The organism is Phyllobacterium sp. GQ127, from assembly GCF_059758635.1.
The window spans coordinates 102,420-118,980 of sequence record NZ_JCAXDZ010000001.1 but is presented as its reverse complement, the minus strand read 5'-3'; the positions used below and the strand labels follow the sequence as shown (position 1 = coordinate 118,980).

Sequence of the window (16,561 nt, the reverse complement as noted above, 5' to 3'; positions counted from 1 at the left end):
CATGATTTCTGACGGCAGTTTTCGGCTGGATGGCAAGCTTGCGCTTGTCACCGGCGCTTCGCGCGGCATTGGCTATCACCTTGCAAAAGAACTCGCTGGACGCGGCGCGCATGTTATCGCTGTTGCGCGCACGGTGGGCGGCCTTGAAGAACTGGACGACGAAATTACAAAAGCTGGGGGCTCGGCAACGCTGGTTCCGCTTGATCTGACTGACCTGCCTGCGATTGATCGTCTGGGCGGCTCAATTCACGAGCGTTGGGGCAAGCTTGATATCATGGTCGCCAATGCTGGTGTGCTCGGTACCATTTCGCCTATCGGCCATGTCGAGGCAAAGGTCTTCGACAAGTTGATGACTGTCAATGTTTCCAGCGTCTGGCGCCTTATTCGGACCACAGACCCTTTGCTGAAGCTTTCCGACGCTGGCCGTGCATTGCTGCTTTCGTCGAGTGTTGCCCACTCTGCCCGCGCCTACTGGGCTCCCTATGCCGCTTCGAAAGCTGCCGTGGAAGTTTTCGCGCGCAGCTGGGCGGAAGAGACCAAACAGACAAAGTTGAGGGTGCATTCGGTCGATCCCGGTGCAACGCGTACTGCAATGCGTGCTCAGGCTGTGCCGGGGGAAGATCCGGAGACATTGCCAACACCGGCAGAAGTGGCTGCGAAGATCGCCCTGCTCTGTGACCCCGCTATTGATGAAACCGGAAAGCTGTACAAAGTGCAGTCAGGCAAACTGCTGAGCTATAACAACCCCAGTTAAACGGCGAGACGAATGACGTTTCTCTCGTCCACCTTATTGTTACGCGTGCGCCATGCTTTCGGACTCATGCCGGTGACACGCAGAAACTCGCGGTTAAAGTTTGATTTGGTCTGAAAACCAGCGTCGAACATGATGCGCGTGATTGGCTCATCGGTCTGCGTGAGAAGGTTGCAAGCGTCCCTCACCCGGTAATCATTCACATATTGTGAAACGCTCATCCCTTTGGCGCGGTTGACCGCATTGGATACCTGCCTGACTGAGAGCCCCATTTTTCGGCCCAGTCTGTTCAAATTGAGATCCACATCGCGATATGGCTGACGCGACTGCATAAACTCATCCAACGCCAGGGCCACTGCAGCATCGTCAGAGGTAGGTTGGCTGGACAATGCAGGCTCATCCCTGCTTTCATCCGCCAAAGGTTGGCTGGCACCAGCCACAGTAGCCGCAGTTCCAAGAACAAGAAGGCCGATAATATTGGCGATAGCGACAATACGGCCCGAATGAAGTCCGCCCGTTTCCGCGAAATCGAAAGTTACCAGCAGGTCGATCACGGCAGAGCCGATAGTGGAAATCGCGGTAAGCTGCAGGGCACGATAAGACGTGATAACGCCATCCAGCCGCGATGCGCCCAAGATATTGGGGCCAGCCCAAGCGAGCCGGGCAAGTGCAAACCCGTACCCGAGAAAAATGAGAATGATCGTCAGTGAGATGGGGTCGGGCCAAAAGGCGACAAAACCGGCGACCGCCAACGTCGGAAGGAGATGGAGCAATAGAAAAGGCCGCTCAGACGGTGGTCGTTCAGTTCGCAAACTATCAAAACTGAGCCATGCCAATGTGGGAGCTGCGGCCGCAAGTATTGCCTGAAGCGGCAATATCTCAAGGAAGTCATAACCCCAGCGCACGCCTATAACCACCGCTTGCACGGCAGCAACAATCAGCCATGCGAAGAAGAACGTATTTGACGCTCCCTCTTCCTGCCGCCGGATCATTTGGACGAGCAGGATAAAGAGCAGAAGCGCAACGACGAAAGGTAAAGGCACAAAAAGCATTTTCAACATTATCCAAATGAGTTTGAGGCTCAATATGTCCTCAATCGTGATCGCGGACGACCTGAATTGTGATCAAGGTCGAAAATATCTGAACAATGCCGCTCCCTGATGCTGGCGCTAATCCAAGCGCCGCATTTCAAGGAGATCAACATGCCAGGATTTTTTGCTTCGCTTATTCTGCTTTTTACCACTCTTACGCCTGTCGCCGCAAAGGCCGAGACCGCAGCTCAGCTGGATATGACGAGGATCAAGCAGGTGACGATAACCGGCGAGAGCAGCCGTTTGGATTTCACCACTCTAGACACGGTTCCCTATGCGGCGACTATCACAGGGACCAGGACAAGCTGGCTTGCCAGTTGGTATTCGAATTGGTTCTCGAACCGCTGCGAAACGAAAACGACCACTGAAATCAAAGATCAGACATTAACAATCGACGTTACAGAATCTCCTCTTCTCAGCCTTTCTGATTGTGAAGTTGGGATTATCGTCAATCTGCCCAAGGGCGCTGATATCAGCATTGAGCAACACGCTTTGCTTGCGCGTTTTTCCGGTGAGTATCGCAGCATTCGCATCAATGCAAATGCAGCCGATTTTTCGCTGGATGGTTATGCCTCCAGGCTCGACATCAACGGCGATGCAGTGCGCAGCGACGTTCGCTTTGAGCGAAGCAGCAATAACGAGACTATCCGTCTGGAGTCCCGCGCGCTTGATGCCGCGTTCAGTTTTTTGAAGGACACGCCGATCAGCTATGCGGTTGATGCCAAAGCATCTTTTATCGATAGCAAACTTATGAACACCCCCGGTGCAAAACCCTCCATCGATATCAAGAGCGATTATGTCCGCGCGACAATTCGCTGAGGCCCGAAATCATTTTCATACATCCAAAACAAGGAGTTTCACTATGAAGAAATTTGCGTTTCTCACCGGGCTCGCTCTCGTTACAACACTGCAAATCGCTCATGCTGACGACATGAATGTCGGGGTACGTGAATTCTTGTCCCCGTCAAAAGAACGAGGCATCAATCTTCATGTTACAATCTGGTACCCGACACAGATTGGCGGCGAGGAAGCGCTGCTTGGCGATACTCCGTTTTTTAGCGGCACCACCAGCATGCGGGATGCGCCAATACTGAAGGGCAAATTTCCACTCATTCTGCTTTCCCACGGCACAGGTATTGCAGGGAATGCAGGAGCCACAAGCTGGATTGCCGTTTCGTTGGCGAAACATGGTTACATTGTTGCCGCACCAAATCATCCCGGCAACCAGAGTGGAAATAGATCGGCGGGTGAGGCAATGAAGCTTTGGCTACGGCCCGCGGATTTTACGTCTACGTTGGATGCCCTCAAAATAAGTACAGCGTTTCAGAATAAAATTGACTGGGAGAAAGTCGGGGCGCTTGGTCTCTCCATGGGCGGATATACGGCCCTTGCAGTAGCCGGAGCCAAGGTGAACCAGCAACGGCTGGCATCTTATTGCGACAACGGCTCGAGCAACAACTCTTTGTGTGAATGGATCAAACAAAGCGGCGTCGACCTTCACACGATGAATCTGCAGCCCGCAGGCCAAAACTACCGAGACAATCGAATTCGATCAGCAGTCGCAGTTGATCCCGCAATGGTGGGGACGCTAACCACCGAAAGCATTGCCAGCATCACAATTCCGGTCGATTTGATAAACCTGGGACGTAGCGGAGAGGTTCCGCCAACGGTAGATGTGTCACAAACGGCGAAGCTCATCCCTCACGCACGTTACTCGACGATTGATGGCGCTAATCATTTCAGTATGTTTGCGGAATGCAAAGCCGGTGCATCCGAAGCTTTGAAAGCTAAAGGTATCACCGAAGCACTTTGTGACAATGTCGAAGGACGATCGCGCGGCGAAATTCACGCGCAGTTAATCAACATGGTTGCTGCCGCCTTCAAACGGACTTTTAAAACTGAGCAGTAGAGGTGAGTGGCTCCGACATCAGGATTGGATTTCGGAACCATCCTTTTCGGCATCTGTGCTGGTACTGGCAGCATCCGCCGCTTCAAAACGTTTCCATGCCCTGTAGCTGAACGGCAAGGTCAGGAAGAAGGCGATTGTCGTCAATGTTAGCGTTTCCCATGTGTAACTCATCAGGAATGCCACATAGACCACGATAAACAGGAAGGTCGGCATGACCCAATCTGAACGAAGCTTGGTGCCTGCTGCCTTTCCGCTATAGACCGGTAAGCGGCTGATCATCAGCACCGCCACACCCACCGTATAGGCTGCTGCTATAAAGGCGAATGTACGCGTGGGAACAAGACCGAGGAAGCCCAGATAAACCGGCAACATGACCAGCATGGCGCCTGCAGGAGCAGGAACGCCTGTAAAGAAGTTATTCTGCCATAGCGGTTTGCCGACGACGTCAAGCATGACGTTAAAGCGGGCGAGCCGCAAACAACAGGCAATGCAATAAAGCAGCGCCGCAATCCAGCCGAAGGATCGCGCCTGATCAAGCATATAGGCATAAAGGACCAAAGCCGGTGCAACGCCGAAATTGACGATATCAGCAAGCGAGTCCATCTGAGCGCCGAACTTGGATGAACCCTTCATCATGCGGGCGATGCGCCCGTCTATGCCGTCAAGGAACGCAGCCAGCAGAACCATTGAAACGGCCAGCTCGAATCTGTTTTCAAATGCCAGCCGGATACCGGTCAGCCCGGCGCAGATGGCCAGAACTGTGATGACGTTGGGCATGAGGTAACGCAGGGGAATACGCGTGCCTTTCGGTTCGGCATTCTGATGTTTCTCGTCAAACAACGGGTCTGTTTCTTGCTCCAACGGCATTGATTAGCTTATCCGGACCAGAGGTGCGCTTGGCGCGCCACCAAATTCAGCAACAACCGTTTCGCCGCCAACGGCCGTTTGGCCGACTGCAACACGCGGCACAAATCCCTGCGGCAGATAGACATCGACGCGAGAGCCAAAGCGGATCAGGCCAAAGCGCTCGCCAATTGAGATTGAGTTGCTTTCATCGACCCAGCACACAATGCGGCGGGCAACCAGACCGGCAACCTGCACAACAGCAACCTCGCCATTGGGGCTTTCGATAACCAGACCATTGCGCTCATTTTCCGCACTGGCTTTGTCGAGTTCGGCATTGAGGAACTTGCCGGGTTTATGGACGATAGTGGAAATTCGACCGCGAACCGGAGCGCGGTTGATATGGCAGGAAAAAACATTCATGAAGACGGAAATTCTGGTCATTTCCGTATCGCCCAATCCAAGCTCGCGCGGTGGCACTGCAGGCCCAACAGCCGAAACGAGTCCATCCGCCGGGCTTATAACCAGCTTGTCATCGGTGGGGGTTACGCGCTGGGGATCACGATAGAAATAAATGCACCAAGCGGTCAGTATCAGGCCGATCCAGAACAATGGGCCCCAAAGATAACCAAGAATGAGTGTGGCAACGGCGAAACCCGCAATGAAGGGATAGCCTTCCTTATGGATGGGCACAAAAGTATTACGGATCGTATCAACAAGGCTCATTCATCTATCCCTGATTATGCCAGCATCATATGTCGCGAAACGCCGTAGGCTATGTCGTTACATGACGGCTATTTTTCAACGAGTTTTCGCGTTCTTATCGGAGATTGGCCGCCGGGGCAAACCATTCACGCGGGCATTGCAGGCTTTCCACGGACAACCACTCCAAGATCGTCCTCGGCCTGTACGCGGCGCAACCGCTCTTCGGCCTCGGTTGCCTCGCGTTGGCGATTCCACATTGACGCATAAAGGCCTTTAATTTTCAGCAGCTTGGTATGTGTACCACGTTCAGCAATCACGCCATCCTTCAAAACAATGATTTCATCTGCGCCGATAATGGTCGATAGCCGGTGGGCGATAACAAGGGTCGTCCGGTCACGACTGACCAAATCAAGTGCCGACTGAATTTCATGCTCGGTGGCGCTATCCAGAGCGGACGTCGCCTCGTCAAGTATGAGGATGGGGGGCGCCTTGAGGATCGTTCGAGCAATGGCAACACGCTGCTTTTCGCCGCCGGAGAGCTTAAGCCCGCGTTCACCGACCATGGCCTGATAGCCCTCGGGCAACGTATTGATAAATGGCCCGATCTGCGCAAGCTCGGCGGCATTACGCATTTCCTCGTCGGTAGCGCTAACTCGGCCATAGCGGATGTTGTAGGCAATAGAGTCATTAAAAAGCACAGTATCCTGCGGCACCATACCAATGGCTGAGCGCAAGCTTTCCTGCGTCACATCGCGGATATCCTGCCCATCAATGCTGATCGAACCACTTTGTATATCGTAGAAGCGGAATAGCAGGCGCGACAGCGTTGATTTGCCCGCGCCCGATGGACCGACGATAGCCACCGTCTTGCCCGCTGGCACCTCAAAGCTGACACCCTTCAAGATCGGGCGCTTTGGATCATAGGCAAATTGCACATTGTCAAAGCGGACCGTGCCACGATCAATCTGCAAGGCCTTTGCATTAGGCTTGTCTTTCACTTCCTGCTCGACATCAAGCAGATCAAACATCTGTTCAATATCAGTCAATCCCTGACGAATTTCCCGATATATAAAACCAATAAAATTCAACGGGATGGAAAGCTGCATCAACATGGCATTGATGAAAACAAAATCGCCTATTGTCTGGGTGCCTGCCATGACCTCCCTGCCCGACATGATCATCATGACCGCCATGCCGATACCGAAAATCACCGCCTGACCGAAGTTCAACCAACCGAGCGAAGTCCAGATGCGCGTCGCGGAAACTTCGTATCGCGCCATTGCCCCATCAAAGCGGGTTGCTTCCATGGTTTCATTGCCAAAATATTTAACGGTCTCGAAGTTCAACAGCGAGTCGATCGCCTTGGAATTGGCATCGGTGTCGGATTCGTTCATGTCGCGGCGAATATTGATCCGCCAGTCACTGGCGCGCACTGTGAACCAAGTATAAAGCCAAACAGTAGCTACGACGACCGCCACGTAAGACAGGCCATAGGTGAACGCAAATATCACTGCGGTCATCAGGAATTCGATGATCGTCGGGGCTGTATTAAGGATTGTAAAACGGACAATGGTTTCAATGCCCTTTGTTCCACGCTCGATGATGCGCGACAGACCACCGGTGCGGCGCTCGACGTGGAAACGCAGGGATAGTTCGTGCATATGAACAAACGTCTTATAAGCGAGTTTGCGCACGGCATATTGACCGACACTGGCAAAGAGCGCATCGCGCAACTGGTTAAGCCCAGCTTGAACAATACGCGCCAGATTATAGGCAGCAACCAGCATCAGAGGGCCGATGAGCAAGACTGGCAAAAGTTCGGAAACTTCCAGTTTGCCGTTCAACGCATCGGTTGCCCACTTGAAAAAGTAAGGAACCAGGATCAATACAATTTTGGATATGATGAGGTAGACCGTAGCCCATACGACCCGCATGCGCAGATCTGGACGTTCAACCGGCCACATATAGGGCCAAAGGTTGCGGATTGTCTGGAAAGTTTTTCCAGACTCGGATGATACGGTCTTTTCGGGCACGTCTAATCCTCAAGCATGTTTTCGCGCCAGACTTGCGGCTGCGGTGGAATGATTTTTTGTGGTGGACAGCAGAGCTCTGCCATTTTGTTTACAAGCATTGCAACGTGAGCGAATGCTGCCGGGTCAATGCTGTAATGCGAGCTTTGACCGGACTGGCGATAACGAACCAATCCAGCTTCAACCAAAATCTTGAGATGCTGCGAAACCGTCGATTGAGCAAGGTCGAGACCAGCGACAATATCCTTGCAGCACGATGCATCCAGACATGACAGTTGACGGACAATGCGCAGACGAGCCGGATGGGCAAGCGCGGCCAGGATACGGGCGTTCTCAATGTCTTCAAAAGATTTTTGGCAAGTCATCGTATATCGTCGATAAACGATATATATCGCAAACGCAATCCTACCCGCAAATCTTTTGCGTAAAACCGCCGGAATACAGCAGATATTTTCTATTGGACGGCGGGTTTATCCGTTTCAGGCAAGGCGAACACTTGTCCAGGAAAAATCCGGTTTGGATTGCGTATCTGCTCTTTATTGGCAAGATAGATGGTGGTGTAACGCATTCCCTCGCCATAGGTCCGGCGCGAAATCCGCCACAGATTATCACCCCGGCGAATAATGACCGAGCCCTCAACACTTTGCAGTGGTGCGGCAGCATCACCTGTTGCAGCTTGCGCTGTCGCGCTCTCGGCCTGTACAGGCTCATCGGCTTTCGGCGCAGCTGCGACGGCCGATACTCGCTCGCCTGCCTCACGTTTGAAAGGTACGGCAGATCTGGCAAGAACGGTAACACCGTCAGCCGCAAGCATATCGGCGCGAACGATATAGTCGCCAACTGCCAGCTCCTTTACGGTCTGAACAAGAAAACGCCCTTCCGGCGTTGTCATTGTTGATCCCAGCAAATCGCTGTTTGCGTAAACCTTCACGGTCAAGCCTGCTTCGGCAGTGCCAGCGATGAAGAGCTTGTTGCCTTCGATCTCGACAGCTTCCACAGCAATACGGGCTTTAACGGCTGGCTGAACAACGGGCTTGTCGCCCTTCGGGGCAGCAGTGACCACTGCCTGTGCGGCATCGGGCGCGGGCGTGGCCGCTGGTGTCGTGATCATGCGGCTTGGCTGGCCCGATTGCTCGACAAGAGCCAACACCTGTCCGGTTTTGGATTCAGGAATTGATACGATTGCGGTTTCAATCGAAGTCATGGCTGTCCCGCTGGCTCCGGTTGAACGCAGCACAAGCTGATAATCGCCGGGCTTCAACGGATCTTCGAGAACAATAACAAAGTCGCCACTTTCATTGGATTTTGTAGTGCCAATGACTTTAGAGCGTGAGAGCAGATCAACAGTGGCATTGGCCGACGCCTTGCCCGCAATGACAATCGACCCGGTCGGCTCGACACGCAATACATCAAAAGTGGGTGCGCCAGAGCTTGGTGGAACTGTTGTCAATTCCGGTTGCGGCATTGCTGCTTGCTGTGTCGGGGCAGTGCCCGTGGAAGGCACCGAAGCAGCCGGTTCGGCGGCTGGCTCTGTTGGTGCGGCAGGCTTCACCGAAGTGTCAATATTAGCAATTGCGGCTGGTTTATCAGCGTCTGTCTTACCCGAAATATCTGCCAGATAAAGCGCAACCAACCCCGCGGCAACAACGGCGCTGACCCCCAATAATGCAATTCGTGTGCTGAGCATTGTTTTTCTACCCTCTTGTTCTTTTTTGCTCTAGCGCCTTTTATGCTCCTCTACAAGAAACGACGCAAATCCGGCCTACTATACTTTTAATTCAGCCAAAGCGGTAGGGTGTCCCGATTTGTCGCGCTTGACTGTCAGCAAAGCAAAAGGCACCAAGAATATATGAGCAAGATTCGATCCATTTGTGTTTACTGCGGTTCCTCGCCGGGCCGTGATCCAATTTACAAACAAAGCGGCAAGCTGCTTGGAAACTCTATAGCCGAGCATGGCCTTGAGTTGATCTATGGCGGCGGCACAAAAGGTATTATGGGTGCAGTCGCCGATGGCGTCATGTCGGCAGGCGGCAAAGTGACAGGCATTATTCCGAAATTCCTTATGAACAAGGAAGCCACCGAGCATTCACTGCAGCAGCTGTCAGAGTTGATCGTCACTGAGGACATGCACCAGCGCAAACACAAGATGTTCGAGCGTTCCGATGCTTTTGTCACCCTCCCCGGTGGTATTGGAACTGTCGAAGAAATTGTCGAGATCATGACCTGGGCGCAGCTTGGCCGTCACAAAAAGCCGATGGTTTTTGCGAACATCAATGGATTCTGGAATCCGATGCTGGCTCTACTTGATCACATGAAAGCCGAGGGGTTCGTACACACGTCACATTTGGTCAATCCAATTGTAGTAGACAGGCCCGAAGATATTGTACCCGCAATCCTCAGCGCTGCGTCGAGGGGGGATCGGGAAGGCAATGAAGCGATCATCGAACGCCTCTGACGGAATGAAAGGGTCAGCATCATCGACACGCTCGATCCCAAACATTTATCGCCTCGAACCGACGATTTTGTCATAGTCCATGATTTTGATACCGGCGGCTGCCTGATTACGAAATCTGCTGTGGATAGTAGCTGGTCATGGAAAAGTTACGCGCTGGTAGATGTACGCGCCAAACGTAACCTGGAAAACGACGACGACCTCCCGGAAGCGGTCAAGGAAACCTTGCTCGCTGCGGGCGACCAATATCAGATAAGCTATGAAGACGGCTGGCTTTTCGGCGAACTTCCCGACCTGCAGCACGAGCATTATGGCGATGCACGCAAACTGGGTTATTTCCGCTTCGCTTTAAACGAGAAACTATTCATTAGCGGGCGCAGATACCCTCTGCAGTCGGTCGATGATGTCCGGCAGTTCATATTGCGGGACAAGATCAGACTTGAAACTCCGCTGGATCTGTTCCATGCCATATTTCGGCGTTTTCTTGAATTGTTGAAAGCAGAAATAGCAAAGCTTGCCGAGACGCTCGACTCAATCGAAGATCATATCGTCGGCGATAATTGGCAGGGCGAACGGGAGCGGCTTGTACCCGTAAGGCGCCAGATCGTACTGTTTCATCGCCATTTAACCGCGGCCACCGGCATTTTTCGCCATATCGACCATGCTGACCGGCGTGCATTTCCCGAGAACCTCGATGACCTGATCGAAGGCCTGTCTCGCAGAGCCGAAACGCTGCATGCAGAGGGAGAGCAATTGCAACAGCGGGCTCGGCTTTTACAGGACGAACTCATGGCAAAGCTATCCGACCAGTCCAACCAGTTTCTCTATATTTTGTCGATCATGACCGCCGTCCTGTTGCCCACAACAGTGATCAGCGGCTTGTTCGGCATGAATACCGGTGGATTGCCATTTCTGGAAAGTCCGCACGGTTTCTGGATCGTGGCTTTTGTAGCGCTGTTTATTTCAGTGATGGTTTATCTGTTTGTTCGCAAGATTGGCGGTTCGCGGCGCTAGGCCGCCGTAGCCGGGCGAGCTTTGCGCGCTTCGTGCAACATGGACCACGTATAGATGGCCAAAGCCGACCAGATCAAAGCAAAAGCGATGAACTGGATGTGTGAAAATGGTTCGCCAAATACAAAGATTGCACTCAGAAACACAATAGTCGGCGCAATATATTGCATCAGGCCAATCGTGGTGTATCGGAGCAGTTTCGCACCAAAGGCATAAAGGATCAGTGGAACGGCGGTTGCCGGACCGGCGAAAAGCAACAGGGCGATATCATGCGTATTGCCCTGCATGAAATGGCTGGTGCCCTGAATGATAGTCCAGCCGATCAGAGCAAGCGATGGGATCGACAAGATCAAAACTTCCAGCATGAATCCCTGCGTCGGGCCAATAGGTAGAGTTTTGCGGAAGAACCCATAGAATCCGAAGCTGAATGCCAGGACCAGCGATATCCACGGCAAGCCACCTGAATAAATGGTGAGGAGCAGCACGGCGCAAGCCGCCAGCGCAACGGCCACCATTTGGGGCTTGGATAGACGTTCGCCGAGAAACACTGCACCCAGAACGACATTGACCAGCGGATTTATATAGTAACCCAAGGCCGTATCGATCGCATGGCCAGAGCCGATGGCCCAGACATAAGTGCCCCAGTTAACAGTGATCAGACTGGCGGTTAGTGTAGCCATCGCCAGCATGCGCGGAGTTGTCAAAGCGACCTTGAGATCGCCAAACAGGCCAAGCCACCAGAGCAGGATACCGGCAATTGGCACAGACCAGACAATACGATGTGCGACCACTTCCAGCGCAGGAATATGAGCGACGGTCTTCAGATAAAACGGAAGGACGCCCCAAAGAAGATATGCTGAGAGAGCAAAAAGAAAGCCTTTCTTGCCATCGGACATTCCCGGCAAAGGCACGGATTGCATTGCATCATTCATTTTTGCTTGTTCGCTCATGGAGCGAAGTCCTAGACTTCAGCCTGCACTGCGTCCATTGAATTCGAATGATCGTAACATCAACCCATTTGATGTTTTGGCTCTTTTCTAGTCAAATCAATCTATTCCGCGGCAATTTTTCCTGCAAGATCGCGATTTTTCATCAATTTATAGACCACAGAGTCCATTAATGCCTGAAAAGACGCATCTATGATGTTGTCGGAAACCCCGACTGTCCACCATCTGACATTGGTGGAATCTGTCGATTCTATCAAAACCCGGGTAATCGCTTCCGTACCACCATTGAGAATACGGACCTTGAAGTCCGCCAATACGAGATCGTTGATCTCATGCTGATAGCTGCCCATGTCCTTGCGCAAGGCAAGATCGAGAGCGTTGACCGGCCCGTGCCCTTCGGCCACCGACATACGCATTTCGCCGTCGACTTCCATGCGAACCACAGCTTCGGAGACAGTTTTTATATTTCCATTGGCATCGAAGCGGCGCTCGACCATACAGCGGAAGGAATCCACTTTGAAAAACTCAGGCACTGTGCCAAGCGTGCGCCGGGCCAATAGCTCGAAGCTGGCATCGGCACCCTCATAGGCATAACCTTCAGCTTCGTGTTCTTTGACGAGCGAAATCAGCGTATCAAGACGCGGATCGGTTTTGCTGACAGAAATGCCGCGCCGCTCCAGTTCGTTGATGAAATTGGACTTGCCGCCTTGGTCGGAAACCATGACCTTGCGGCGATTCCCCACCGTTTCCGGCGGAACATGTTCGTAGGTCGCTGGCTCTTTGATCAGGGCAGAAGCGTGAATTCCCGCCTTTGTGGCGAAGGCGGAAGAGCCTACGAAAGCGCCCTGCGCGTTTGGCGCACGGTTAAGCAGTTCGTCGAAACTGCGCGACAAGCGCGACAGCCCCTTCAGCTTTTCGAGGCTGATACCGGTCTCGAAGCGATCCGCCCATGCGGGCTTGAGCATCAATGTCGGGATGATGGTGATTAGATTGGCATTGCCGCAGCGCTCTCCGATACCGTTAAGCGTGCCCTGCACGTGGCGGACGCCAGCATCAATGGCAGCGAGCGAGTTTGCGACAGCTTGTTCCGTATCATTATGCGCGTGAATGCCCAAATGGTCACCCGGAATGATTTTCGTGACCGCCTTGACGATCGCCGTCACTTCAGCAGGTTGCGTACCGCCATTGGTATCGCAAAGAACCACCCAGCGAGCACCAGCATCATAGGCGGTCTTGGCACAAGCCAACGCATAGTCAGGATTTGCCTTGTAACCATCAAAGAAATGTTCACAGTCGACAATGGCTTCCTTGCCCGCGCTGACAGCGGCTTTCACTGACGCGTCGATGGACTCGAGATTTTCTTCGTTCGTGCAGCCGAGCGCAACGCGAACGTGATAATCCCAACTCTTGCCAACGAAACAAACCGTATCAGCCGAAGAGCCAATCAGCGCTGTGACACCAGGATCATTTGAAACAGAAACGCCGGCGCGTTTTGTCATGCCGAATGCGGCAAACTTTGCATGGTTTGTGCGTTTTTCGGCAAAGAATGCTGTGTCAGTCGGATTCGCTCCGGGATAGCCGCCTTCAACATAGTCGAAGCCAAACTCGTCCAGCATAGCCGCGATTACTTTCTTGTCTTCCACCGAGAAATCAATGCCAGGTGTCTGCTGGCCATCGCGCAAGGTGGTGTCGAAAAGGTAGATGCGTTCTTTGCTCACTTGTGCGTCTCTTCCGCGGGCCATCTGTCTGTATCGAAATCCGGATGCTGATACGAAATCATGGTTTTCAGGAAATCGATGGATTCCGGATCACCTTCGGACGTATATCCGGGCAAAGACGAGAGATCATCGACATAAGGCAATTTGCCTTCGAGTCCCCATTGAACAGTCGGCGCTAGTTCTTCCGGCTCATCAAAGGCACCGATGGCAAGAGCTATACCATCGGGCGCTTCATAGGTCAGCGGTGTTCCGCAGTCGGCGCAGAATCCCCGCTTGACGTGGTTGGACGACTGAAACCGTTTTGGTTCGCCTCGCGTCCATGTCAGATCGGTATCCGTTACCGAAACCAGCGGCGCAAAGAAATTGCCGAATGCTTTCTGGCACATGCGGCAATGACAGATCGATGGGCTCCCCAACGCGCCAGTAGCGCGAAACCGTACGGCCCCGCATTGACAGCCTCCGGTGTAGACTGGCTTGTTATCCAAACTCACCGCTTCACCTCCCAGCTTGTCACACGTTCACCCGTGACCGCATCCTTGCCATCTTTGAGCTGAATGCCCTTTTCCAGCAATTCATAACGGATAGCGTCTGCTTCAGCAAAATCGCGTGCACCGAGCAGTTCTAGCCGTTGCATTACCTTAGCTTCAATCTCTGCGGCGAATTCAGACGACACTTCGTCGGCATCACTACTCAAATCAATGCCGAGTAATGCAAATATTGCCTTGTAAGCTGCGGGATCCAGTGACCGGGATTTGCGGACTGTAGCCAGCCAGTTGATGAGGCCCGGTGTTGCAAGATCATCAGACAATATCTCCAAAGCCTCATCGGGCACCCATCCGACAGCGGCAGAGCCTGCATATTCCCGCGCTTTGGCGAGGATATTCTCAGCTTCTTCTAGCCGATTGATGGTGAAATCAATCGGCTCGCGATAATTGGTCATGAGCATAGCCAATCTCAAAACATCACCCGGCCATTTGCGATCGCCAAATGTCGTCGTCTCCAGCAATTCGTTGATGGTGAAAAAATTTCCGACGCTTTTCGCCATCTTCTGGCCCTCAACCTGGAGGAAACCATTATGCATCCAGATATTGGCCATCCGATCCGTGCCGAATGCGCAGCATGACTGGGCGATTTCGTTTTCATGATGAGGGAAAACGAGATCAATGCCACCTCCGTGAATATCAAAGATATTCTTCATCGGATCATCGCAGCGCAACCCACCGCCGAAGGGCTCAAGCAGCTTGGCCATAGCCATGGCAGAGCACTCTATATGCCAGCCGGGACGACCGAGACCATCAATTCCCGCCGGTGACGGCCAACCGGGCTCACCTTCCCTGGAAGGCTTCCACAAAACAAAGTCCATCTCGTCGCGCTTATACGACGCAACGTCGACGCGGGCACCTGCGAGCATGTCATCTGCGGAGCGCCGTGCCAAAAGCCCATAGCGCGGGCCCCTCGCCGCATTCATCGCAGAGGGTGAGAACAGCACATGTCCGTCAGCAACATAGGCAACGCCGCGCTCTACCAGCCGGTCGATCATCGCCACCATTTCGGCAATATACTCGGTCGCCCGCGGCTGCGCCGATGGCTCCAGATTGCCAAGCGCTGTCACATCGGCCTGAAACTGAGCGTTCGTAGCTTCCGTCACCTTTCGAATAGCTTCGTTCAGTGGCAGATTCGGAAAATCCCGGGCGGCACGCGCGTTAATCTTATCGTCGATATCCGTGATATTGCGAACGTAAGTGACATGATTTTCGCCGTAAGTGTGGCGCAAAAGCCGAAACAGCACATCAAAGACAATGACAGGTCTGGCATTGCCGATATGGGCGTAGTCATAGACTGTCGGGCCGCAGACATACATGCGCACATTTTTAACGTCGATTGGCTCGAACTTCTCCTTCGAGCGTGTCAGCGTATTGTAGAGGCTAATGTCATGCGGCATGGGTCATCTCAATTTCAGGTTCAAGGATGTACAGAATATCAACAGACGGGTCGCTTGACCGGCATATTTGCATCTTTGGTACTGGAAATTTGAGATGAAAACGACCGGGCCAGCAGGAGCTAGCTGATAATGGTCCGACAGGTGATAATAATCGTAACTGACAACGTTTTCATGATGTCTTTATGATTGAGCGCAAGCCAATCGTCAAGCACCGGCAATCGGAAGCTGGTGTGGCAAATTTGTCGGGATCACATTGGTTAATGCAAATTAACCGGAAAGCCTAAAATCCTCCCGGAAAGTGCCTTTTTTCCGGCCAATTTGAACGGGATTCCTGTCTCTCATGCGAAAAGGGGAATAGGCCCCGCCCAAAAGGACCAGACCCATGATACCGACACAACAGACTGCAAAGCCGCGAGAGAGTATCTTTGCCGACCACCTTGCCCTGCAATACCGCGCCATCGGCCCGGCAGCCATTCAAGCCGCAGTACTCAACACTGTCCGTCAGCGTCCGCCTTTGAAGCTCGCTTCAATTGTTCAGGAAACGGACTAAAAGACTAAGCGCGATCCCCGCCATGACAAGGCCGATGATAACATCGAGCACGCGCCAGGCAGCCGGACGGGCGAACACCGGTTGCAGCAGCCTCGCACCATAGCCGAGGCCGAAAAACCAGACGAAGGATGCAATCGCCGCGCCAGCGCCATAAGCCGCGCGGTTAGCCCCTTCGAAGCGGGCCGAGAGGCCCCCAAGCAAGACAACTGTATCCAGATAGACGTGCGGATTGAGGAATGTTAGCGCCAGTACGGTGCCAATAGCAGCCTTCAGCGAGCTACTGCCAAACCGTGCAGCCTGCATTGCCTCTGGGTGCAATGCACGCCGGAATGCTACCGAGGCATACCAGAACAGGAACAGAGCGCCTCCAAGCGTTACAAATGAAATGAGTTTGGGCGACTGGGCGATCAACGTGCCAAGACCCGCAACACCTGCGGCAATGAGCAACGCATCGGACAATGCACAGATCAGGCTGAGAATAAACACATGCTCGCGCAACAATCCCTGACGCAGTATGAAGGCATTTTGAGCGCCGATGGCAATGATCAGCGATCCGCCAAGAAGAAAACCGGAAAGTGCGGCTGAAAGCATTCGAAGATATCCTGATAAACC

At 53.1% G+C, this 16,561-nt stretch carries 17 protein-coding genes; 6 read left to right on the top strand and 11 right to left on the bottom strand.

Translation table 11 applies throughout. The annotated features are described in order from the left end of the window. Window position 1: 1 nt before the first annotated feature. Window positions 2-754 carry an SDR family NAD(P)-dependent oxidoreductase gene (locus AC6CHM_RS00615; RefSeq protein WP_354344926.1) on the top strand — a complete coding sequence of 251 codons (753 nt, stop codon included), beginning with the start codon at window positions 2-4 and terminating at the stop codon, window positions 752-754. Here the strand turns inward: AC6CHM_RS00615 and AC6CHM_RS00610 are convergent. Then, on the bottom strand, window positions 751-1,803 hold the full coding sequence (locus tag AC6CHM_RS00610) for a helix-turn-helix domain-containing protein (protein WP_498171586.1): 1,053 nt from the start codon (window positions 1,801-1,803) through the stop codon (window positions 751-753). The genes AC6CHM_RS00615 and AC6CHM_RS00610 overlap by 4 nt on opposite strands. A gap of 150 nt (window positions 1,804-1,953) precedes the next feature. On the opposite strand from AC6CHM_RS00610, the gene AC6CHM_RS00605 reads away from it, so the two are divergent. Continuing rightward, a complete protein-coding gene (locus AC6CHM_RS00605) occupies window positions 1,954-2,661 on the top strand; it encodes a hypothetical protein (protein ID WP_336441001.1) in 708 nt (235 codons plus the stop codon). Between the two features lie 43 nt (window positions 2,662-2,704). Continuing rightward, the gene (locus tag AC6CHM_RS00600) at window positions 2,705-3,751 is read left to right on the top strand and encodes an alpha/beta hydrolase family protein (RefSeq protein WP_498171582.1); all 1,047 of its coding nucleotides are present in this window, start codon (window positions 2,705-2,707) and stop codon (window positions 3,749-3,751) included. An 18-nt stretch (window positions 3,752-3,769) separates the two neighbouring features. Here AC6CHM_RS00600 and pssA read toward each other — a convergent pair whose 3' ends face one another. From pssA to AC6CHM_RS00575, 5 genes are all read right to left on the bottom strand, one after another. After that, window positions 3,770-4,618, bottom strand: a complete 849-nt coding sequence (gene pssA / locus AC6CHM_RS00595) for a CDP-diacylglycerol--serine O-phosphatidyltransferase (RefSeq protein ID WP_115051808.1) — start codon at window positions 4,616-4,618, stop codon at window positions 3,770-3,772. A gap of 3 nt (window positions 4,619-4,621) precedes the next feature. Beyond that, complete coding sequence (locus AC6CHM_RS00590) at window positions 4,622-5,320, bottom strand: phosphatidylserine decarboxylase (protein WP_336440999.1); 699 nt, start codon at window positions 5,318-5,320, stop codon at window positions 4,622-4,624. Window positions 5,321-5,445: 125 nt separating this feature from the next. Beyond that, window positions 5,446-7,263, bottom strand: a complete 1,818-nt coding sequence (locus AC6CHM_RS00585; RefSeq protein WP_370878861.1) for an ABCB family ABC transporter ATP-binding protein/permease — start codon at window positions 7,261-7,263, stop codon at window positions 5,446-5,448. Between the two features lie 71 nt (window positions 7,264-7,334). After that, window positions 7,335-7,694 carry an ArsR/SmtB family transcription factor gene (locus AC6CHM_RS00580; RefSeq protein ID WP_115051811.1) on the bottom strand — a complete coding sequence of 120 codons (360 nt, stop codon included), beginning with the start codon at window positions 7,692-7,694 and terminating at the stop codon, window positions 7,335-7,337. Window positions 7,695-7,783: 89 nt separating this feature from the next. Next, entirely contained in the window at window positions 7,784-9,016 is a 1,233-nt protein-coding gene (locus AC6CHM_RS00575) for a LysM peptidoglycan-binding domain-containing protein (RefSeq protein WP_336440998.1), read from the bottom strand. 162 nt (window positions 9,017-9,178) lie between these two features. Here AC6CHM_RS00575 and AC6CHM_RS00570 point away from each other — a divergent pair, with 162 nt between their 5' ends. Together AC6CHM_RS00570 and AC6CHM_RS00565 are read left to right on the top strand one after the other, a co-directional pair. After that, entirely contained in the window at window positions 9,179-9,784 is a 606-nt protein-coding gene (locus AC6CHM_RS00570) for a TIGR00730 family Rossman fold protein (protein ID WP_115051813.1), read from the top strand. Between the two features lie 120 nt (window positions 9,785-9,904). Then, window positions 9,905-10,795 carry a CorA family divalent cation transporter gene (locus tag AC6CHM_RS00565; RefSeq protein ID WP_162802415.1) on the top strand — a complete coding sequence of 297 codons (891 nt, stop codon included), beginning with the start codon at window positions 9,905-9,907 and terminating at the stop codon, window positions 10,793-10,795. Here AC6CHM_RS00565 and rarD read toward each other — a convergent pair. The 4 genes from rarD to cysS form a co-directional block, all read right to left on the bottom strand. Next, window positions 10,792-11,742 carry an EamA family transporter RarD gene (gene rarD / locus AC6CHM_RS00560; RefSeq protein ID WP_115051815.1) on the bottom strand — a complete coding sequence of 317 codons (951 nt, stop codon included), beginning with the start codon at window positions 11,740-11,742 and terminating at the stop codon, window positions 10,792-10,794. The genes AC6CHM_RS00565 and rarD overlap by 4 nt on opposite strands. A gap of 101 nt (window positions 11,743-11,843) precedes the next feature. After that, entirely contained in the window at window positions 11,844-13,481 is a 1,638-nt protein-coding gene (cimA, locus tag AC6CHM_RS00555; RefSeq protein WP_498171572.1) for a citramalate synthase, read from the bottom strand. Beyond that, on the bottom strand, window positions 13,454-13,948 hold the full coding sequence (locus AC6CHM_RS00550) for a GFA family protein (protein WP_115051817.1): 495 nt from the start codon (window positions 13,946-13,948) through the stop codon (window positions 13,454-13,456). Before AC6CHM_RS00550 ends, cimA begins: the two co-directional genes overlap by 28 nt. After that, window positions 13,945-15,399, bottom strand: coding sequence for a cysteine--tRNA ligase (gene cysS / locus AC6CHM_RS00545; RefSeq protein WP_115051818.1), 1,455 nt, complete (start codon window positions 15,397-15,399; stop codon window positions 13,945-13,947). The genes AC6CHM_RS00550 and cysS overlap by 4 nt, the downstream gene beginning before the upstream one ends. Window positions 15,400-15,781: 382 nt before the next feature. On the opposite strand from cysS, the gene AC6CHM_RS00540 reads away from it, so the two are divergent. Further along, window positions 15,782-15,949: a hypothetical protein gene (locus AC6CHM_RS00540; RefSeq protein WP_162802416.1), complete on the top strand. Its 168-nt coding sequence runs from the start codon at window positions 15,782-15,784 to the stop codon at window positions 15,947-15,949. On the opposite strand, the gene AC6CHM_RS00535 is transcribed toward AC6CHM_RS00540, so the two are convergent. After that, window positions 15,926-16,540, bottom strand: coding sequence for a LysE/ArgO family amino acid transporter (locus AC6CHM_RS00535; protein WP_115051819.1), 615 nt, complete (start codon window positions 16,538-16,540; stop codon window positions 15,926-15,928). The two genes, AC6CHM_RS00540 and AC6CHM_RS00535, sit on opposite strands and share 24 nt — an antisense overlap. Window positions 16,541-16,561 lie beyond the last annotated feature (21 nt).